The sequence below is a fragment of the Pseudarthrobacter sp. alpha12b genome, assembly GCF_054130495.1.
Window position 1 is genome coordinate 388,332 of record NZ_CP196746.1, and the last position, 19,569, is coordinate 407,900.

At 68.0% G+C, this 19,569-nt stretch carries 15 protein-coding genes; 2 read left to right on the plus strand and 13 right to left on the minus strand.

Translation table 11 applies throughout. The annotated features are described in order from the left end of the window. Nucleotides 1–104 precede the first annotated feature (104 nt). The 3 genes from ACTAQI_RS01730 to ACTAQI_RS01740 are packed head-to-tail and all read right to left on the minus strand — an operon-like array spanning nt 105 to nt 5,282. Nucleotides 105–1,664 carry an FAD-dependent oxidoreductase gene (locus ACTAQI_RS01730; RefSeq protein WP_457949139.1) on the minus strand — a complete coding sequence of 520 codons (1,560 nt, stop codon included), beginning with the start codon at nt 1,662–1,664 and terminating at the stop codon, nt 105–107. After that, nucleotides 1,661–3,868, minus strand: coding sequence for a molybdopterin oxidoreductase family protein (locus ACTAQI_RS01735; RefSeq protein WP_457949140.1), 2,208 nt, complete (start codon nt 3,866–3,868; stop codon nt 1,661–1,663). The genes ACTAQI_RS01730 and ACTAQI_RS01735 overlap by 4 nt, the downstream gene beginning before the upstream one ends. Nucleotide 3,869: 1 nt before the next feature. Then, on the minus strand, nt 3,870–5,282 hold the full coding sequence (locus tag ACTAQI_RS01740) for an MFS transporter (RefSeq protein WP_457949142.1): 1,413 nt from the start codon (nt 5,280–5,282) through the stop codon (nt 3,870–3,872). 276 nt (nt 5,283–5,558) lie between these two features. On the opposite strand from ACTAQI_RS01740, the gene ACTAQI_RS01745 reads away from it, so the two are divergent. Then, nucleotides 5,559–6,968 (plus strand): MFS transporter, encoded by a 1,410-nt coding sequence (locus tag ACTAQI_RS01745; protein WP_457949144.1) that lies wholly within the window; start codon nt 5,559–5,561, stop codon nt 6,966–6,968. Between the two features lie 168 nt (nt 6,969–7,136). Here ACTAQI_RS01745 and ACTAQI_RS01750 read toward each other — a convergent pair whose 3' ends face one another. From ACTAQI_RS01750 to ACTAQI_RS01775, 6 genes are all read right to left on the minus strand, one after another. Further along, nucleotides 7,137–7,868 carry a glutamine amidotransferase gene (locus ACTAQI_RS01750; protein ID WP_457949146.1) on the minus strand — a complete coding sequence of 244 codons (732 nt, stop codon included), beginning with the start codon at nt 7,866–7,868 and terminating at the stop codon, nt 7,137–7,139. Nucleotides 7,869–7,911: 43 nt separating this feature from the next. Continuing rightward, a complete protein-coding gene (locus ACTAQI_RS01755; RefSeq protein WP_457949148.1) occupies nt 7,912–8,349 on the minus strand; it encodes a YybH family protein in 438 nt (145 codons plus the stop codon). An 18-nt stretch (nt 8,350–8,367) separates the two neighbouring features. After that, nucleotides 8,368–10,179, minus strand: coding sequence for an acetyl/propionyl/methylcrotonyl-CoA carboxylase subunit alpha (locus tag ACTAQI_RS01760; protein ID WP_457949149.1), 1,812 nt, complete (start codon nt 10,177–10,179; stop codon nt 8,368–8,370). A 129-nt stretch (nt 10,180–10,308) separates the two neighbouring features. Next, on the minus strand, nt 10,309–10,953 hold the full coding sequence (locus ACTAQI_RS01765; RefSeq protein ID WP_457949150.1) for a Maf family protein: 645 nt from the start codon (nt 10,951–10,953) through the stop codon (nt 10,309–10,311). A 9-nt stretch (nt 10,954–10,962) separates the two neighbouring features. Then, nucleotides 10,963–13,485, minus strand: a complete 2,523-nt coding sequence (locus ACTAQI_RS01770) for an MMPL family transporter (RefSeq protein ID WP_457949152.1) — start codon at nt 13,483–13,485, stop codon at nt 10,963–10,965. Between the two features lie 18 nt (nt 13,486–13,503). Then, nucleotides 13,504–14,193 carry a TetR/AcrR family transcriptional regulator gene (locus tag ACTAQI_RS01775; protein ID WP_457949153.1) on the minus strand — a complete coding sequence of 230 codons (690 nt, stop codon included), beginning with the start codon at nt 14,191–14,193 and terminating at the stop codon, nt 13,504–13,506. Nucleotides 14,194–14,390: 197 nt separating this feature from the next. Here ACTAQI_RS01775 and ACTAQI_RS01780 point away from each other — a divergent pair, with 197 nt between their 5' ends. Beyond that, the gene (locus ACTAQI_RS01780; RefSeq protein WP_457949155.1) at nt 14,391–14,954 is read left to right on the plus strand and encodes a hypothetical protein; all 564 of its coding nucleotides are present in this window, start codon (nt 14,391–14,393) and stop codon (nt 14,952–14,954) included. Between the two features lie 93 nt (nt 14,955–15,047). Here the strand turns inward: ACTAQI_RS01780 and ACTAQI_RS01785 are convergent, their stop codons facing one another. From ACTAQI_RS01785 to ACTAQI_RS01800, 4 genes are all read right to left on the minus strand, one after another. After that, nucleotides 15,048–16,493 carry a dicarboxylate/amino acid:cation symporter gene (locus tag ACTAQI_RS01785; protein WP_457949157.1) on the minus strand — a complete coding sequence of 482 codons (1,446 nt, stop codon included), beginning with the start codon at nt 16,491–16,493 and terminating at the stop codon, nt 15,048–15,050. 119 nt (nt 16,494–16,612) lie between these two features. Beyond that, entirely contained in the window at nt 16,613–17,482 is an 870-nt protein-coding gene (locus ACTAQI_RS01790) for a phosphatase PAP2 family protein (protein ID WP_457949159.1), read from the minus strand. A 123-nt stretch (nt 17,483–17,605) separates the two neighbouring features. After that, the gene (locus ACTAQI_RS01795) at nt 17,606–19,291 is read right to left on the minus strand and encodes a DUF885 domain-containing protein (RefSeq protein WP_457949161.1); all 1,686 of its coding nucleotides are present in this window, start codon (nt 19,289–19,291) and stop codon (nt 17,606–17,608) included. Nucleotides 19,292–19,323: 32 nt separating this feature from the next. After that, on the minus strand, nt 19,324–19,542 hold the full coding sequence (locus ACTAQI_RS01800; protein WP_457949163.1) for an acyl-CoA carboxylase subunit epsilon: 219 nt from the start codon (nt 19,540–19,542) through the stop codon (nt 19,324–19,326). Nucleotides 19,543–19,569: the final 27 nt, after the last annotated feature.

Sequence of the window (19,569 nt, forward strand, 5' to 3'; positions counted from 1 at the left end):
CCATCCTCATACCGGCAGCAACCGAGGGCCGGCAGCAGCCAGCCCCCGGGCGGGTCCGCCTCTGAACTTCCGCCGGGTGCGCTGGTTTCAGGCCACCAGACCGGCTAGGCCGCGGCCGCCTCAAAATGCCGTTCGATGAGCCCCTTGATGTCCTCATGGCAGCCGCCGCATCCGGTCCCCGCGCGCGTGGCTTTGGAAACGTCTGCCACGGTGGAGCAGCCACCGGCCACGGCGTCGGAGATGGCCGCCCCGCTGACGCCGGCACACCGGCAGACGGTGCCCGCGGGATCCGGGGAGCCGGTCCCGGGCAGTTGGTCCGGCCCGTCCAGGCGCAGGAGCAGGGACCGGTCCGCGGGCAGTTCGGCGCCCCGTTCAAAGAGGCCCACCAGTTCGGCGGCGGTGCGCGGCATGCCCACCGCCACCAGGCCTTCCAGCACCCCGCCGCGCGTGGTCATCTTGACGTACCGGCCATGCTCGGGGTCGGCCCATTGGGCAATCTGCAGGCGCGGCCTGCCGTGGACCGCACCGGCAGTGAGGGCTTCCTCGTCCCAGGGATCAGCGGAGTTGTCCCCGGCCACTGCCATGTTCAGGCCGCGGGCCTTCAGGACCACCACACCGGGCTGTTCCGGTGGCAGCTCAGGCAGCAGCCCGGCATCCCCGGCCAGCCCAGAGGCCAGCAGCGTGAGGTATTCGGCCAGCCATTCGGCCTGCCGCCAGCCCGGGCCCACCAGCCCGGACGGACCCTTGGCGTTGCGGCACATGCCGCAGCCGGGATCCGGGCAGCGGACTTCGGCGCAGTCACCGATGGCAAAGATGTGCGGTTCGTGGTGCGCCCGCAGCCGGTGGTCCACCAGGATCCCGGTTCCGGTGGAGAGCCCGCAGCCGTCCGCCAGCTCCGTCCGGGGACGGACCCCGCACGAGATGACCAGGAGGTCGCCGTCAATCGCCTGCCCGTCGTCCAGCAGCAAAGCGGAGAAGCCGCCGTCGGGCGCGTTGTGCTCAACCCCGGTGGAGCGGGCGTTGCCCGCCACCCGGACCCCGCAGCGGCGGAGGCCTGCAGCCAGGACGGCTCCGCCGCCGCGGTCGATGCTCCGGCCCAGGGGGTGCGGCCCGTTGTGGACCACGGTCACCGTTGCCCCTTCCTCCGCGGCCGCCAGCGCCGTCTCCAGGCCCAGGACGCCGCCGCCCAGGATTACCACCCGTTTGCCCCCGTCCACCGCCTGCCGGAGCACGTCCGCGTCGCGAAGGTCCCGCAGCGCCGTGACGCCGGCGGGAAGCACGGGGGAGGACGGGTCTGGATTGATGCCGGTCAGGTTCGGGATGACGGGCCGGGATCCGGTGGCAAACACCAGCCGGTCGTAGTGCACCGGTGCGCCCTCGGCGAGCAGGACCTGCTGCCGTGCCCGGTCCACGCGCTTCACCCGCACGCCCAGCCGGACCTCCACGCCCTCCGCTGCCAGTTCGCCGGCATCGGCAAGGGCCAGTGCGTCAGCGGTGGTCCGGCCAACGCCGAGGTCGGCCACAAGGACGCGGTTGTAGGCGGCCTCGGTCTCCTCACCCAGCACCGTCAGCCGGACTTGGCCCGCGCGCACGGCGGGCAGGAGCTCGTCCACCAGCCTGGCGGCCACGGGGCCGAATCCCACGATGACAATCTGCTCGCTCATGAGGCCTCCGTCGTTTGCAGCATGCGGGCGGAATCGGGTGCGGCCACGGGCCGGACCCAAACGGTGTTGAACTTGAATTCGGGCATCCCGGACACGGGATCCGTGGCGGCTTCGGTGAGGCGGTTGGCGCTCTCCGAGCCGGGGAAGTGGAAGGGCAGGAAGACCGTTTCCGGGCGGATAGCCGTGCTCAGCTCCGCCCGGCAGACCACCTCGCCGCGCCCGTTGGCCACGGAGACCAGCGACCCGGCGGCGATGCCCATGGCGTGTGCCGCAGAGGGGTGGATCTGCACCTTGGCATCGGGCTGGGCGGCCACGAGCTCAGCAACCCGGCGGGTCTGGGCACCGGACTGGTAGTGCTCCAGGAGCCGGCCGGTGATGAGGGTCATGGCCTTGGCGCCTGGCTCCGCGGCGGGTCCGCCCGGGTTTTCGGGAGTACGACGGCGGCCCGGCACCACCGGAACCATCAGCGCCTTGCCGTCCGGGTGCGCAAAGCCGTCCGCGAACAGGCGCGGCGTTCCGCGGCTGCCGGCCGGGTAGGGCCAGTAGGCGGCCTCGCCGCGGTCCAGCATGGCGTAGTCGATGCCGGAGTAGTCGGCCAGGCCGCCTGCGGAGGCACGCCGCAGTTCCTCAAAGACGGTTTCCGGGTCCTCGCTGTAGGTAGACGGGGCATCGAGCCGCTCGGCCAGGCGGGCCATGATCCACAGTTCGCTGCGGGCTCCGGCCGGTGGGGAGATGGCGCGGCGGCGGCGCAGGACGCGTCCCTCCAGGTTGGTCAGGGTGCCGTCCTCCTCCGCCCACTGGAGCACGGGAAGGACCAGGTCCGCCTCCGCAGCGGTTTCGGACATGAAGAAGTCGCAGACCACCAGGAAGTCCAGGCTCCGCAGCCCGTCGATCACGGCGTTGGCATCAGGTGCTGCCACCGCAATGTTGGAGGCATGCACGAAAAGGCACCGGACGCCGTCGGGCTTTCCCAGTGACTTCAGCAGCTGCACGGCGGGCAGGCCCGGGCCGGGGATCGTTTCTTCGGGGACGCCCCAGACGGCGGCGACGTGGGCGCGGGCCGCGGGGTCGGTGATCTTGCGGTAACCGGGGAGCTGGTCCGCCTTCTGGCCGTGTTCGCGGCCGCCCTGGCCGTTGCCCTGGCCGGTGAGGGTTCCGTACCCGCTCCGGGCGGAGCCCGGCAGGCCGAGCAGGAGGCTGAGGTTGATGGCCGCGGTGGCGGTGTCGGTGCCGTCCACATGCTGCTCCACGCCGCGTCCGGTGAGGATGTAGCTTCCGCCTTCCCGGGCCCCGGCGGCGAGCCTGCGGGCGGTTTCCCGGATCAACTCCGCGGGGACGCCGGTCAGTGACTGGACGCGTTCGGGCCAGAAGGCGTTGACGCTGCGGACTACCGCGCTGAAGCCCGTGGTGCGCTCCTGGAGGTAGCCGGTGTCCGCCAGGTTCTCGTGGATGACCACGTGGGAGATGCCCAGCAGCAGGGTGAGGTCGGTGCCCGGCAGCGGCTGGAGGTGGAGGCCGCCGCCATCGGCCGTGAAGGCTGCGGTGGCGGAACGGCGCGGATCCACCACAACCAATCCGCCGGCGTCGCGGGCTCCCTTCAGGTGCTGGACGAAGGGTGGCATGGTCTCGGCAACGTTGGAGCCGAGCATCAGGATGGTGCTGGCGCTGTCCAGGGCCTCCAGCGGGAAGGGCAGGCCGCGGTCAATGCCGAACGCGCGCATCCCGGCGGCCGCCGCGGAGGACATGCAGAACCGGCCGTTGTAGTCGATCCGGGAGGTGGCCAGGGCCAGCCTGGCAAACTTGCCCAGCTGGTAGGCCTTCTCATTGGTCAGGCCACCGCCGCCGAAAACACCGACGGCGTCCGCACCGTGGCGTGCGCGGGCGTCCCTCACGGCTTGGGCGGCGAGGTCCAGGGCCTGGTCCCAGCTGATGGGACGGTGCACGCCGTCGGGACCTTTCAGCAGCGGTTCGGTGATCCGGCCGGCATGGTTCAGGAGTGTGGGGGAGGTCCAGCCTTTGCGGCACAGGCCGCCGCGGTTGGTGGGGAAGTCCCGGCCCGCAACCTCCAGTGCAGGCGCGGAGGGAAGTGCAGGCGCGGGACCTGGCCCCGGCTGTGCAGCCGGGGCCAGGTCCGCAGGGGACGTGAGCGTCATGGCGCACTGCAGGGCGCAGTAGGGGCAGTGCGTATCGGCGCTTTTGGTCATGTTAGACGTGTCCCATCGCGTTCCGGCCGGCGTTGCGGATGTAGCAGGTCCAGCAGACCAGCAGCATCAGGACATACGCGCCTACGAATCCGTAGAACGCCGGGGTGTAGGAGCCGCTGGCGGTGCTGGAGGCATTCAGGACCTGGGGGATCACGAATCCGCCGTAGGCGCCGATCGCGGAGATCAGGCCGAGGGCCGAGGACGCCAGGCGCTGGGTGGCCACGGAACTTGCGCCGTTGCGTGCGGCCCGGCTGGAGGTGGCGAAGATGACCGGAATCATCCGGTAGGTGGCGCCGTTTCCGAAGCCGCTGGCGGTGAACAGCATCAGGAAGAGGACCAGGAAGAGCCAGAAGTTCTTCAGCGGCAGGGTCCAGACCATCGTCAGGGTGATGACGGCCATGGAAGCGAAAGCGGCCACAGTCATCCGGGCCCCGCCCATCCGGTCCGCCATGCGTCCGCCGTAGGGGCGGGCCAGCGAGCCCACCAGGGGGCCGAGGAACGCAAGGGACAGGGCCACGGTTCCCACTCCGATGGAGGAAAACGCGGGGAAGTAGTCCTTGATCAGCTTGGGAAAGACGCCGGCGAAGCCGATGAAGGAGCCGAAGGTGCCGATGTACAGCAGCGCCATGATCCACAGGTGGGGTTCCTTGAGCGCTGCGACCGAGCCGGCCACGTCGCCCTTGGCGCTGGTCAGGTTGTTCATGTATTTGAACGCACCGAACGCGGCCAGCAGGATCAGGGGGACCCACATCCACCCGGCCATGGGAAGGTTGACGGTCCCGGCGGCCAGCAGGGTGATGACAATGGGAACGGCAAGCTGCGCGACGGCGGCGCCCAGGTTGCCGCCCGCGGCGTTCAGCCCCAGCGCCCAGCCCTTTTCCCTCGCCGGATAGAAGAAGGTGATGTTCGCCATCGAGCTGGCGAAGTTACCGCCGCCGAAGCCGGCGAGGGCAGCCACCATGAGCATGACGCCGAACGGTGTGTCCGGGTTGGAGACGCAGAGGGCCAGGCCGGTGGAGGGGATGAGGAGCAGCAGGGCGGACACGATGGTCCAGTTCCGGCCGCCGAAGCGGGGGACCATGAAGGTGTAGGGAATGCGGAGGGTGGCACCCACCAGGCTGGGCATCGAGATGAGCCAGAAGATTTCCGAAGTGGAGAAGGTGAAGCCGGCGGCGGGCAGCTGGACCACCACGATGGACCACAGCTGCCACACCACGAAGCCGAGGAACTCGGCGAAGATGGACCAGTTCAGGTTGCGGCGGGCGATGGCGCGGCCGGCGGTTTCCCACTGTTCCTTGTTCTCGGCATCCCAGTTGGCGATCCAGCGGCCGGGACGGAATTCAAGGGCAGGGGCGTCTGTAGTGCGGGTAGTGCCGGGCTGTGCGCCCGCCTCGACGGTGCGGTCAACAGTCACGGGTTACCTCCTTCAGGGGATGTTGTTCCTCCAAGGTAGGGACGGCGCGTTTCGCGGACAGTCGATGTTTGTTAACGCGCTGTGACTTTTGCCTATCCGGGCCGACCGGAAGGCGTGAGGCGGTCCGGAAGCCCGCACTGTGAGACGCACAACACTTGCCCGCATAGTGGACGTTTTGTCCATTGACTGGACGGCGGCAAGTAAGATTGAACTCTAACTATTCGAGCCGGGAGGCAGCCCTGCCTGCGCCCGGCCGGTCCATGAAAGCGTTTACTTATGTCATCCACCGATACCACCAAGGTGCCTGGTTCGCACCAGCCGGTGAACTCCCGAGGCCGCGTCATCGTGGCCAGCCTGATCGGCACCACAGTGGAGTTCTACGACTTCTACGTCTACGCCACGGCCGCCGTGCTCGTGTTCCCGAAGCTTTTCTTCCCGAACGCGAATGAAACCACCCAGCTGCTGAGCTCCTTCGCCGTCTTCGGCGTGGCCTTCATTGCCCGCCCCCTCGGCTCGATCGTCTTCGGGCACTTCGGGGATAAGTTCGGCCGCAAGGGAACCCTTGTTGCGTCACTGCTGACCATGGGCATCGCCACCTTCCTCATCGGCTGCCTCCCCACTGCGCTGGTTCCGGGCTGGGAATTCTGGGCACCGGCCATGCTGGTGGTCATGCGCTTCGCCCAGGGCCTGGCCCTTGGCGGCGAGTGGAGCGGCGCGGCCCTGCTGGCCACCGAGAACGCGCCGGCCAACAAGCGCGCCATCTACGGCACCTTCCCGCAGCTCGGAGCCCCGATCGGCTTCATCATCGCCAACGTCATCTTCCTGGTGGCAAGCTACACGCTGACGCCGGAGGCCTTCGCAGCATGGGGCTGGCGCGTGCCGTTCCTGCTCAGCGCCATCATGGTGATCATTGGCCTCTACGTCCGGCTCAAGCTGATCGAAACCCCTGCTTTCACCAAGGTGGTGGAATCCAACGAGGTAGCCAAGCTTCCGCTGGGCCGCGTCTTCAAGTCGAGCTGGCGCCAGCTGATCCTGGGCACGTTCATCATGCTGGCCACCTACGTGCTGTTCTACCTGATGACCACGTTCACCCTGACCTACGGCACCAAGCCCACCCTGGAGGGTGCCAAGGCTGCCGCCGAGAAGGCCGGCAAGCCCATGACGGAAGCCGCAGCTGCCGCGTTCGTCCCCGGCCTCGGCTACAGCCGCAACGATTTCCTCTGGATGCTGATCGCAGGCGTCGTCTTCTTTGGCATCTTCACCCTGGTCTCCGGACCGCTTGCTGAAAAGTACGGCCGCCGCAAGATGCTCCTGGCCGTCACCGCCGGCATCTTCGTGTTCGGCCTGCTGTTCGTTCCGCTGTTCAGCGCCGGCTTCGTGGGCACCATGGGCCTGCTGATCCTTGGCTTCTCCCTCATGGGCCTCACCTTCGGGCCCATGGGAGCGCTGCTGCCGGAACTGTTCCCCACGAACGTCCGGTACACCGGCTCGGCCATCAGCTACAACTTCTCCAGCATCCTGGGTGCCGCGGTGGCGCCGTTTATCGCCGTCGCCCTGTGGGAAGCTGCCAAGGGCAGCCCCGGACTGGTGGGCATTTACCTGACCGCCATGGCGGTACTGACGCTGATCGCGCTGTTCCTGACCCGCGAAACCCGCGATCTGGACTACGAGAACAACGTGGCCTGACACCCACCCGTGCATTCCAGCCCACTTGCCGGCCGGCCTGCCCGGCGCCGTCCCTGCAATGTCAGGGATGGTGCCGGGCATTTGCTTTGGGGGTGGAGGCAACCGGGCAGGAACGCACGACGGCGGGCTGCCGCGGCTTGGGCGCGTGGGTTTTCGCAGGCGTGGGGTTCAGCGGGCGTACCGGGCCACGAAGTTCTTCAGCACGGCCATGGGCTCGGTGACGGTAAACCGGCGTGCCGCCGACATCAGCTCCTCCGCGGATTCCGGCGGAAAGTAGCCTGCATGCCGGTAGATATCGATGCGGGTCACCAGCCCGTCGGCGTCCAGCTCTGGATGGAACTGGGTGGCGTAAAGATTGGTCTTGATGCGGAACATGTGGACGGGGCAGGTGGCGGCCCGCGCCAGCAACACGGCATGCGGGGGCAGGGAACTGACGGCCTCTTTGTGGCCGGTCAGGGCGGTGAACGTGCGGGGCATGCCCTGCAGCACCGGGTCCTGCAGCCCGGCGTCTGTCAGTTCGATCTCTACGGCGCCCAGGGGTTCGCCAAAGGTCCGGTCGATGACCGCGCCCTGGTGCGTGCCCAGCGTCCCCACCCCGTAGCAGGCGCCCAGGAACGGAAAGTCGCGGGCCACCACCTGGTCCAGGAGGCCGGACAGCTCCTGCTCCACCCGGTGCTGGACCGGGCTCTTCTGCTCCGGCGGATCGCTTGACGTGAACGGGCTGCCGCCCACGATGACCCCGGAGAACTCCGAAAGATCCAGCGTGGGCAGGGGAGCGGCCTCGAGCCGAACCCGGTGCAGCTCCCGTTCCTCCAGCCCGCCGTACCGCAGGTACGCGGCGTATTCGTCTTCCGCGGCGGCATCTTCCGCGCGGGAGGCCAGGAGCAGGAAAGGCAGCATGAGCTAAGTCTGCATCCTGGCAGCCCCGCCTGCCAGCGTCAGCTCAGCCTGTGGGCTGCGTCAAGGACCGGCGTGACTGCGGGCGGGCAGCGGGGTCGGCGTGGCGGTGCACCAGCTTCCAGTAGCCTTCCTCCCGGCGGAAGATGCTGGTCACGCGGAGCGCAAACTCCTCGGTGGCGGCGGCCCCGTCCAGCCGTGCCCGGAAATGCTCGGTTTCCAGCAGGTAGGCGGTGTCGCGGGCGGTATAGGACGTGACGGTATCGAAGCCCAGCATCTCACCGTCGCGGAACTGCCGGGCGGCCTGGTCCAGCCGGGCCTCCACCTGGGCCCACCCGCGGGCTATTCCGCCAAACGGGTTGGCCAGGGTGACGTCATCCAGCCGGGAGTACAGCTCCTTGATGGGGGCCGGGTTGCCCCGGGTGATCTCGGGAACCGCCTGGTGATAGCGGTCCACTTCTTCCTGGAAACTTGGTGCAAGCATGGCTGCCGGGGCCGCTTTCTAGTCTTCGATGGTGGCAATGATGGCGCCCGCGGACACCGTCTCGCCCGCCGTTGCCGTCAGGCCCGTGATGGTGCCGGACCGGTGTGCGGTGAGGGGCTGCTCCATCTTCATTGCCTCAAGGACCACCACCAGATCGCCTTCGGACACCACGTCCCCGTGCGTCACGGCCACCTTCACGATGGTGCCCTGCATGGGGGAGGTGAGGGCGTTGCCCGTGGCGGCCGCGGGACCGGCGGAGCGGGACCGCTTCTTGGACTTGCCCGGCTTGCCGCCGGCGGCTGCTGCCGTACCCGGGGTGCCCAGGGAAGCAGGGAGGACCACCTCGAGCCGCTTGCCACCCACCTCCACCACCACGCGCTGGCGCTCCTCTGCAGAACTGTCGGCGTCCGCGGTGCCGCTCGGGGTCCAGGCGGGGATGTCGTTCACGAAGGATGTCTCGATCCAGCGCGTGTGGACCTTGAACGGCCCCTCGGCGGGGGCGAAGTCCGGGTTGGAGACGACGGCGAGGTCGAACGGGATAACGGTGGGGATGCCCTCGACCACCATCTCCTCCAGGGCCCGGCGGGAGCGCTGCAGGGCCTGGGTGCGGGTGGCGCCGGTGACCACCAGCTTGGAGAGCATGGAGTCGAAGTTGCCGCTGATGACGTCGCCCTGCTCCACGCCGGAGTCGATCCGGACGCCGGGGCCGGTGGGGTTCTTCAGGCCCGTGATGGTGCCCGGGGCGGGCATGAAGTTCCGGCCAGGGTCCTCACCGGTGATGCGGAATTCGATCGAGTGGCCGCGGACCTCGGGGTCGCCGTAGCCCAGTTCCTCGCCGCGGGCCAGCCGGAACTGTTCGCGGACCAGGTCGATTCCGGTGACTTCCTCGGAGACGCAGTGCTCCACCTGGAGGCGGGTGTTGACCTCCAGGAAGGAAATGGTGCCGTCCTGGCCGACCAGGAACTCGCAGGTGCCGGCGCCGAGGTAGCCGGCCTCCTTGAGGATGGCCTTGGAGGATTCGTAGAGCCGCCGGTTCTGCTCGTCGGTGAGGAATGGTGCCGGGGCCTCTTCGACCAGTTTCTGGTTGCGCCGCTGCAGTGAGCAGTCGCGGGTGGAGACCACCACCACGTTGCCGTGCGCGTCGGCGAGGCACTGGGTCTCGACGTGCCGCGGTGCGTCCAGGAAGCGTTCGATGAAGCACTCGCCGCGGCCGAAGGCGGCCGTGGCTTCGCGGACGGCGGATTCGAACAGTTCGGGGATCTCTTCGCGGGTGCGTGCCACCTTGATGCCGCGTCCGCCGCCGCCGAAGGCCGCCTTGATGGCCACGGGCAGGCCGAATTTGTCCACGAATTCGAGGATTTCCTTGGCGGAGCTGACCGGGTCCGCGGTGCCGGGCACCTGTGGTGCGCCGACCTTCTCGGCGATGTGCCGTGCCTGGACCTTGTCGCCAAGCGCGGAGATCGCCTCGGGGGAGGGGCCGATCCAGGTGATGCCTGCAGCGATGACCTTGGCGGCGAACTCGGCGTTTTCGGCCAGGAAGCCGTAGCCGGGGTGGACGGCGTCGGCTCCGGAGCGCAGGGCCACCTCGATCAGCTTGTCCATCACCAGGTAGGACTCTGCGGCGGTGGTGCCGCCCAGGGCGTATGCCTCGTCGGCGAGCTTCACGTGCAGCGCATCGCGGTCCGGGTCAGCGTAGACCGCAACGGAGGCGAGGCCTTCGTCCCGGGCCGCCCGGATGATCCGCACGGCGATTTCGCCGCGGTTGGCGATCAGCACCTTTGTGAGGCTCGGCTGCGTGGTACCTGCGGACTGCTCCAAATTTGCTGACAAGGCGTCTCCTTCTTTCCTTCAGGGAGCCTAGCGCGGTTTTGGAGGTTCCGCCGATATTACTTGCGGAATCCGCGTGTAAACCGGCCTTCCTTTGTAGGGAAGCTACAAGCAGTGCGAAAACGGGGCGCTTTACCGCGGCGGCCAGAGGTCCGTGATACGAACATTGGCGGCAGCGAGCAGGCCGCGCAGCGTGGAGACGGAGAGGCCGACGACGGCGTGCGGGTCGCCGTCGACCTTCCGAATGAACGCCCCGCCCAGGCCGTCAATGGTGAAGGAACCCGCGCAGTGCAGCGGTTCACCGGTGGCGATGTAGGCGTCGATCTCGGCCGGTTCCATCTCCAGGAAGGAAACCTCGGCGGAGGCGACCGATCCGAGCGTGGCTCCCGAGCCGCGGCCGCCGGCGCCGTCGTCGTCCGTGTCCCTGCAGTCCACCAGCCAGTGCCCCGTATGCAGCACCCCCGCGCTGCCGCTCATCCGGAGCATCCGTTCGCGCGCAACCTCTGCAGTGTAGGGCTTGCCGTGCGCCTCGCCGTCGAACTCGAAGACCGAGTCGCAGCCCAGCACCAGCGCGCCGTCCGCCTCAGGCAGCGCCGCCACGGCCTCGGCCTTGGCCCGGGCCAGCAGCAGTGCGGTGTCGTGCGGGTCCGTGACTCCATAACGGGCCTGGACGGCTTGCTCGTCGACGTCGGAGACCAGCACGGTGTGCCGGATGCCGGCCTCGGCCAGGAGCTTGGTGCGGGCGGGGGACTGCGAGGCGAGAATCAGATGGAGCACGGCTTCAGCCTAGTGGACCAGTTCACCGGACACCGGCGCCGCCTGGCCGCGGTTGAGCTTGGCGCCCTCCACGTCCACGTCCGGCAGGATCCGGTCCAGCCAGCGCGGCAGCCACCAGGATTTGGCACCCAGCAGGTACATCACGGCCGGGACGATCGTCATGCGGACCACGAACGCGTCGAACAGCACGCCGAAGGCCATCGCGAAGCCCAGTGGCCGGACCATGGTGAGGTGGCTGAAGATGAAGCCGGAGAACACGCTGACCATGATGATCGCGGCGGCGGTGACCACGGCGGCCGCGTGGCGGAAACCTACCCTGACAGCTTCCTTGGCCGTGGATCCGTGCATGTACGCTTCCCGCATGCCGGAGGCGATGAACACCTGGTAATCCATGGCCAGGCCGAACAGCACGCCGATCAGGATGATCGGCAGGAAGCTGAGTACGGCGCCCGGGTTGGCCACGTCGAAGACGTTCCCCAGCCAGCCCCACTGGTACACCGCCACCACGGCGCCGAAAGCGGCCGACAGGGACAGCAGGAAGCCGCCCGTGGCCAGCAGCGGGACCACGATGGAGCGGAACACCAGCAGGAGGAGGACCAGGGAAAGTCCGACGACGATGGCCAGGTAAGGCGGCAGGGCGTCACCGAGCTTGGTGGAGACATCCACGTTGCCGGCAGTCTGGCCGGTCAGGCCCATGGCTACGTCGTAGTCAGTCTTGATTTCGCCGTTCAGGCCCCGGAGTTCGGAGACCACCCTGACCGTGCTGGCGCTGGCCGGCCCTTCCTTGGGGATGACCTGGAATACGGCGGTCCGGCGGTCTTCGCTGAGCGCCACCGGTACGGCAGCCACCACGTTGTCCACGGCCCGGAGCTTGTCCGCGATGTCGAACTGCAGCTTCTGCGCCTGGGTGGCATCCAGGTTCGCGGGGAACTCGCCCACGGCCACGATCGGTCCGGTGACGCCTTCGCCGAAGCTGCGCGCCGTCAGGTCGTAGGCCTGGTAGGCCTCCGACTCAACCGGCTCGGAGCCGCCGTCGGGCAGGGCCAGCTGCAGCTGCGTGGCGGGCAGGGCCAGGGTGCCGAGCAGGAGGACGCCGGCAATCAGTGCCACCCACGGGTGCTTGGTGACGAGGCCGCCCCACCCGCGGGTACTGCGTTCGCGGTCGGTGGCAAGGTCCGCTGCCTCATGGTCCGGTTCGGCGTTGTGTGCCTCGGACTTGGCCCAGGCCCGCTTGGAGATGATGCGGCGGCCGATCAGGGACAGCATGGCGGGGGTGAGGGTGATGGCAACAAGTACGGCCACTGCCACGGTTCCCGCTGCCGCAAGGCCCATGACGGTGAGGAACGGCAGTCCGGGAACCACCAGGGCGGCAAGGGCAATGATCACGGTGAGGCCGGCGAAGACCACGGCGTTGCCGGATGTGCCGTTGGCCCGGGCCACGGACTCCTCAGGGTCCATGCCGGCCAGGAGCTGGGTCCGGTGCCGGTTGACGATGAAGAGGGAGTAGTCAATGCCGACGGCGAGGCCAAGCATCAGGGCCAGCATCGGGGAGATGGAGCTCATGTCGAACAGGCCGGAGAGTGCAAAGGTGATGCCCACGCCCACGCCGACGCCGATGACGGCCATCAGCAGCGGCAGCCCTGCGGCGATTAGCGTGCCCAGCATTAGGATGAGGACCAGAGCTGCAACGGCGATGCCGACGATCTCGGCCGTGCCGAACAGGGCCGAGATATCCTCGGTGATTTCCTTGCTCGCCAGTGCCGTGACGCCTGCTGAGGACGTTCCGTGGGCAATCTCCTGCACCTGCTTGCGCACCGCGGGGGCCAGCCCGTTGATGGAGGTGTTGAACTGCACCTGCGCCACGGCAGCCTTGTTGTCCTCGGAAACGAAGCGGATGGCCGATGCCGCCTGGGCCTGGCGCTTGCCGAGTTCCAGCTTGGCCTTGTTCGCCGCCAGTTCCTGGGCGCCGGCGTCGAGCTTTGCCTGGCCCTGGGCCAGCGCTGCCTTCTGCTGGCCCAGCTGGGCCTCGATCAGTGCTGCGGGTGCCCCGGCAGCGGTGAGCTGCTCCTCGGCTGCCGCCAGCTGTGCCTTCCCGGCCTCCAGCTGCGCCCGGGAGGCGTCAAGCTGTGCCTGGCCGGCCGCCAGCTGCTGTTCGCCGTCGGTGATGGCCTTGCCCGTCTGGTCCACCTGGGCCTGGGTGGCGAACGGATCCACCGTGCCGCGGACCTCGGGGAGGGCCTGGAGTTTCTTCAGCGCATCCGTGACGGCCGCACGGCTCTCAGCCGTGAATCCGCCGTCGGGGGCCTCGAAGACGATCGTGGCGCTTCCGCCCGAGGCCGCCGGCAAATCCTGCTTGAGCTTGTCCGCGATCCGCTGGGTCTCGGTGCCCGGGATCTGGAAGTTGTTGGACAGCGTGCCATGGAAGGCCGCGGCGGAGCCGCCAACGGCCACCAGCACGGCAAGCCAGAGGGAGATGACAAGCCAGCGCCGGCGGTAGGAGAACTTGCCGAGGCGGTAGAGGAGGAGTGCCATGCGGGAGGACCGATCTGATCAGGAGGAACGGGTGGCGGATGGGAAAGCAGTGGTGGTGAAGCCGGCGCCCAGCAGGGCCATGGCATCAATAAGCAGTTGGCGGAGTTCCGCCAGGGAGGCGGGTGACAGATCCGGACCGCGCCGGCTGAACCAGACCTCCATGGCGGCCTTTCCGCAGGAGATGATGGAGCCGGCCAGGGCATGGACGTACAGTTCGTCCCGCTCACCGGGGGAGCCGGCGAGGCGTTCGCGGGCCACGGCGAAGACCTGCGCCCGGCAGTGGTCCCACGCCTCCAGTTCCGTGTGGGACATCAGCGGGCTCTGCTGGGTCAGCGTGAACAGTTCCGCCAGCGGCGCGATGGCCTTGGGATCGGCCAGGGCCACGAGTGCGGCCTGGGCCGACTCCAGCATGGGTTCGTCGGACGGGCGCAGGCGCAGCTGCTGGATGGCGTTGTCCAGGAAGCCGTGGACGATGGACGCCAGGGCGGCATCGGTGCTGCTGAAGTAGTTGAAGAAGGTGCGGCGCGAAATTCCTGCGGCGTCGGCGATGTCTTCAACGGTGAAGTTCCCCGGACCTTTCGAACGCAGGAGCCCCAGCGCTGCATCCGTGATGGCCTGGCGGGTGGCGGCCTTGTTCAGCTCGCGCCGTGACGGGGCAGCGGGTCCGGCGTCCTGCGGGGCGTCCTGCGGGGAAAGGGGGCTTGGCACGCCCTTACACTACGTGCAACTTTGCACTGTATGCAACTTCCGTCCCAACGGGCGACGGGGCGGGGTGCGGCGGGATTCACAGGAGAACGAAAGGTTCCCAACAGCCTTTGCTGAACCTGGTCTTCGATGCTTGGTATGTCTCGCCACGAGGCGTATCACCAGCAGCCGTCAGGCGACGGCGAATCAGGAGATAAGAAATGACACGCACAAAGAAGATGACCTTGGGCCTGTCGGCCGCGGCGCTGGCGCTCGGTGCCGGGATCGGCGTGGCCGGCATGGCTTCTGCCACCACCGCAACGCCCACTCCCACCCCGAGCGCCAGCTCAAGCGCCTCCGCTGACGGCAACACCTGGACCGGCCATGAGGGCATGGGCAGGCACGGCGGCCGCGGCGGACACGGGCCAGAGCAGGCGTCCGCGCTGGCAGCGAAGCTCGGAGTGGACGAAGCCAAGGTGACCGATGCGCTGAAGGCCTTCCGCGATGCCAACAAGCCCACCACTCCGCCCGCCGACGGCCAGAAGCCGGACCCCGCCGCCCGCGAGGCAGCGCTCGCCAAGTCCCTGGCTGCATCACTGGGCATCGATGAGGCGAAGGTGACGGCAGCCCTCCAGGAGATCCGCAGCGAGGAACAGTCCGAGCATGCTGCCGCGCTCAAGACCCGCCTGGACAAGGCTGTGGCGGATGGAAAGCTGACGCAGGCGGAAGCCGACGCCGTGACCAAAGCCGTTCAGAACGGGGTGATTGGCGGCGGCGGACGCTGACCGCTGCCATGGGTTGACGGGACAACGAGTCCTCAACGCAGAAAGACGTCCCCGGGAGATCCTCCCGGGGACGTCTTTCATTGCGGACGCAGATTACGCCTTGGCGTCCTGCAGTTCGCGGGGTGCCGTGTCGGCGCTGGTGCCGTCGGTGGCGGTGTCGCCGGCAACATCGGCGTCACTGTCATCCACGAACGGGGTGCCGTTGCGCGGCGCGTTGTACAGCGACTCGTCCAGGATGCCCTGGCGCTTGGCCACGATGGTGGGGACCAGGGCCTGGCCCGCAACGTTCACGGCGGTGCGGCCCATGTCCAGGATGGGGTCGATGGCCAGCAGGAGTCCGACGCCGGCCAGCGGCAGTCCCAGCGTGGAGAGCGTCAGCGTGAGCATCACCACGGCGCCGGTGGTGCCGGCGGTTGCGGCGGAACCGAGGACGGAGACCAGGGCGATCAGCAGGTACTGGCTGAAGTCCAGGTGGATGCCGAAGAACTGGGCCACGAAGATTGCCGAGATTGCGGGGTAGATGGCGGCGCAGCCGTCCATCTTGGTGGTGGCGCCCAGCGGCACGGCGAAGGAAGCGTAGGCGCGGGGGACGCCGAGGCTGCGTTCGGTCACGCGCTGGGTCAGCGGCAGGGTTCCCACGGAGGAGCGGGAGACGAAGGCCAGCTGCACGGCCGGCCACACACCGGAGAAGTACTGCCTGATGGACAGGCCGTGGCTGCGGACCAGGATGGGGTAGACCACGAACAGCACCAGGACCAGGCCTGCGTAGATGGCGAGCGTGAACTTGCCCAGCGAGCCGATGGTGTCCCAGCCGTAAACGGCGACGGCGTTGCCGATCAGGCCGATGGTGCCCAGCGGCGCGATGCGGATGATCCACCAGAGGACCTTCTGGATCACGGCAAGGGCTGATGCGTTGAGGTTGAGGAAGGGCTCGGCGGCCTTGCCTACCTTGAGCGCGGCGACGCCAACGGCGATGGCGATCACCAGGATCTGCAGGACGTTGAAGCTGATCGAGGTTGTGACGGCGCCGGAATCGCCCACGGTGGAGCTGGCACCCAGGCCCAGGAAGTTCTTGGGGAAGAGGCCCACGAGGAAGGCCCACCAGTCACCGGACTTGCCGGTGTACTTGGCTTCCCCGCTGATGCCGGTGTTGGCGCCGGGCTGCAGCAGCACACCCAGTCCGATGCCGATCAGCACGGCGATCAGGGACGTGATGGCGAACCACAGGAGCGTGTTCCATGCCAGCCTGGCGGCGTTGGACACCTGGCGCAGGTTGGAGATGGAGCTGACGACGGCGGTGAAGATCAGCGGGACCACGGCGGTCTGCAGCAGGGACACATAGCTTGAGCCGATGGTCTGCAGGGTGGCGCCGAGGGCGTTGGGGTTGGTCTTGGTGCTGCCGGTGTACTTTGCCAGCAGGCCGAGGCCGAGACCCACGATGAGGGCGGCGATGATCTGGAAGCCGAACGAACCCGCCCACTTGGGGAACTGGAATCCGGTCTTCCCTGCGGGGGAGGGGGTGCTTGTCTGAGTGCTCACCTGAACAAGCTAGACCCCTGCCCAATATCACGTCGAACAAATATTGAGAAATATTACGTGCCCGCAACGGCGGCCGGGGTGCGAAAACCGCGGTACCACGGGGCAGAAGGCCGCCTTTGTTACTTATTCCCGGCAGGGGTGTGCTTAACATCTCGTGGTTCACGGTGTTTTCGCACTGTGAGGTACAGCCTGTGCGCGGTAATCACGAGCGCCAGCCAGGCGGCACCGAGTGCCCACGCGGCCAGGACGTCAGTAAACCAGTGATGGCCCAGGAAGACCCTGCTCAGGCCAATCGCAAAAGCGAAGAGGGCTGCGGCTGCGGCTGTGAAGATGCGGGCCCGGCTCGAATGGAGCCGCAGGATGATGAGGTAGGCCACGATGCCGGCAATCACCACCGCGTTCAGCGAGTGTCCACTGGGAAACGATGCCGAGTGTTCGTAGGGTGGCACGGCGTCACTGAGGTCCGGCCGGGCGCGTCCCACGAGGCGCTTGCCGGCGATGGTCATCAGCAGCGAACCCAGGCCTGCCGTGACGATCAGGATGACAGGAGTCCAGGAGCGGCGGCGTACGGCGAGGACCGCCATGATGATGATGGCCAGGACCGGCATGCCAATGGTCCCGCCAACATCCGTGAAGGCGGTGACAACCACATCCAGCGTGGGGGAGCGGAGGTCCTTGCTGGCCGCCAGGACCGGGTGGTCGAGTCCCGCCACCCCGTCCGCTGCCACAACTGCCTCGTAGACCTCACTGAAGGCAGCGGTCAGGGCTGCGGAGATGACTGCCCCCACCAGCAGGGTCAGGACCAGGGCGCCGTGCGGGCCCAGCACCTGGCTGATGCGGTGGACCACTCCCACCAGGCTCCGGCCTGTTCGGCTGTCCCACCGGGTGAGGTCCTTGCCGCCTACGGACGTGTCCTGGCGCAGTTCGCCCCGAACCCCCGTCCCGGCCGGTGTCCCTTGGAGGTCAGTCAATGCGGTCTCCCTGTTCATTCGGCAATACGCAGCACAACGCAATGCAGGCAGCACAGCGCATTTTAGTAAGCAAGCTTATGGATTGTTGTGCGTGCTGTCCACCAAACGCGGGCAGGACCCCCCCGCCGGACCGTGGGCGGGCTAGCTGAGCAGCGCCCGGCGCAGGGTGTCGAGTCCTACGGAGCCGATGTTGAGGGCCCGCGTGTGGAACTCCTTGAGGTCGAACCCGGGCCGTGCTTCAAGTTCCGCCCGGATCTGTTCCCAGAGGCGCTGGCCGACCTTGTAGGAGGGGGCCTGGCCCGGCCAGCCGAGGTAGCGGGTGAACTCGAAGTTGAGCTGGCCCTCGCTGATGGGGAGGTTCTCCCTGAGGAAGCCGTAGCCCTTGTCGGCGGTCCAGGTCCCGGATCCCCACCGTTCGGGCATCTCCAGTTCGAGGTGCACGCCGATGTCGAAGACCACGCGGGCTGCCCGCATGCGCTGCATGTCCAACATGCCCATGTGGTCGCCGGGATCGTTCAGGTAGCCCAGCTCCTGCATGAGTTTCTCGGCATAGAGGGCCCAGCCCTCGCCATGGCCGGAGGTCCAGCAGACATTCCGGCGCCATTTGTTGAGCAGCTCGCGCCGGTAGGTTGCGGTGGCCACCTGGAGGTGGTGGCCCGGAACGCCCTCGTGGTACACCGTGGTGGTTTCGGCCCAGGTGGTGAAGGTGTCCTCGCCGGCCGGGACCGACCACCACATGCGGCCCGGGCGGCTGAAGTCGTCGGACGGGCCGGTGTAGTAGATGCCGCCCTCATCGGTGGGGGCGATCCGGCACTCCAGTTTCTTCATCACATCCGGAATATCGAAGTGCACGCCGGCGAGTTCGGCAACGGCCTTGTCCGAAAGGCCCTGCATCCACTGCCGCAGCGCCCCGGTGCCTTTCAGCTGCCGGGCGGGGTCGTTGTTGAGGATTTCCTTGGCCTCGGCAATGGTGGCGCCTGCCTTGATGGCGGCTGCAACCTGTTCCTGCTCCGCAATGAGGCGGTCGAGTTCCTGCACGCCCCACGCATACGTTTCTTCCAAGTCCACCTCCGCACCCAGGAAGGAGCGCGAAGCCAGGGCATAGCGGGCCCTGCCGACGGCGTCCTTTTCGGGCGCGGCCGGGAGCAGTTCAGTGCGCAGGAATTCCGCAAGCCGGGTGTAGGCGCCCCGGGCGGCGTCAGCGCCGGAGTCGAGCTTCTCCTGCAAAGCCGCGGGCAGCGGCCCTGAAGCCGTGGCGGCACCGGCGGCCAGCTTTGCGAAGAAGCCGTCCCCGGCGGCGTATCTGGTTACCTGGTCGATGACGATGCGTACCTGGCGGGCGGCGGCTACCTTGCCGGCATCCCTGGCCAGGCGCAGGGACTCGGTGTAGCCGCTGATGGCAGCCGGCACGTTGTGCGCGCGCCCGGCGATGTGCTCCCAGTCCCGTTCGGTGTCGGTGGGCATGAGGTCGAAGATGGCGCGGATGTCCTGGGCCGGGGAAGCGATGTTGTTCAGGTCCGCGTACTCCCAGCCGGAGGCGTGGATCAGCAGTTGCAGGCCAAGCCGCTCCTGCATGGCGTCCAGGGTGACGGCGTCCACGTCGTCCTCCGGCTCCAGGCCCTCCAGCGCAACGAGGGCAGCCCGCGCTGCCTCTGCGAATCCGGCGATGCCGGCAGGGGAGAAGTCCTGGTACTCCGTCTCATGTCCCGGCAGGCCAAGGGTGGTGGCAAAGGTCGGGTTGAGCCTGATCAGGGTGTCGGTGTAGGCGTCCGCGACGTCGTCGATCCGGGTGTGCGGGCGCGCGGCGGGTGCAGTGTCGGTAGTCACATCCCGAGACTACCCGGCCACGAGGGTGGAGATCAGCCGTGGCTGCGTTTCCAGGCTCCCGGTCCGGGCGTGGGGGCGAGCCGCAGCTGCTGCCTGCGGACCCAGTGCCGCACGGACGGTTTGTCCGCGCGCGCCGGTTCGGCGCCGCCGAGGGATAGGACGACGGCGGTCAGTGCGGCCAGCTCCTCGGCGCTCGGCTGTCCTTTGACAACAGAGAGCAGGGGAGCGGCCTGGCTTTCGGCTGGGCCCACGCCCGCAGGGTTCCCTGGCTGAGCTTG

What these genes read in the sequence shown, in the direction of transcription:
- ACTAQI_RS01730 (WP_457949139.1), bottom strand. Translation starts at nt 1,664, where the DNA reads ATGAGCGAGCAGATTGTCATCGTGGGATTCGGCCCCGTGGCCGCCAGG.
- ACTAQI_RS01735 (WP_457949140.1), bottom strand. Translation starts at nt 3,868, where the DNA reads ATGACCAAAAGCGCCGATACGCACTGCCCCTACTGCGCCCTGCAGTGC.
- ACTAQI_RS01745 (WP_457949144.1), top strand. Translation starts at nt 5,559, where the DNA reads ATGTCATCCACCGATACCACCAAGGTGCCTGGTTCGCACCAGCCGGTG.
- ACTAQI_RS01750 (WP_457949146.1), bottom strand. Translation starts at nt 7,868, where the DNA reads ATGCTGCCTTTCCTGCTCCTGGCCTCCCGCGCGGAAGATGCCGCCGCG.
- ACTAQI_RS01755 (WP_457949148.1), bottom strand. Translation starts at nt 8,349, where the DNA reads ATGCTTGCACCAAGTTTCCAGGAAGAAGTGGACCGCTATCACCAGGCG.
- ACTAQI_RS01770 (WP_457949152.1), bottom strand. Translation starts at nt 13,485, where the DNA reads ATGGCACTCCTCCTCTACCGCCTCGGCAAGTTCTCCTACCGCCGGCGC.
- ACTAQI_RS01780 (WP_457949155.1), top strand. Translation starts at nt 14,391, where the DNA reads ATGACACGCACAAAGAAGATGACCTTGGGCCTGTCGGCCGCGGCGCTG.
- ACTAQI_RS01790 (WP_457949159.1), bottom strand. Translation starts at nt 17,482, where the DNA reads ATGAACAGGGAGACCGCATTGACTGACCTCCAAGGGACACCGGCCGGG.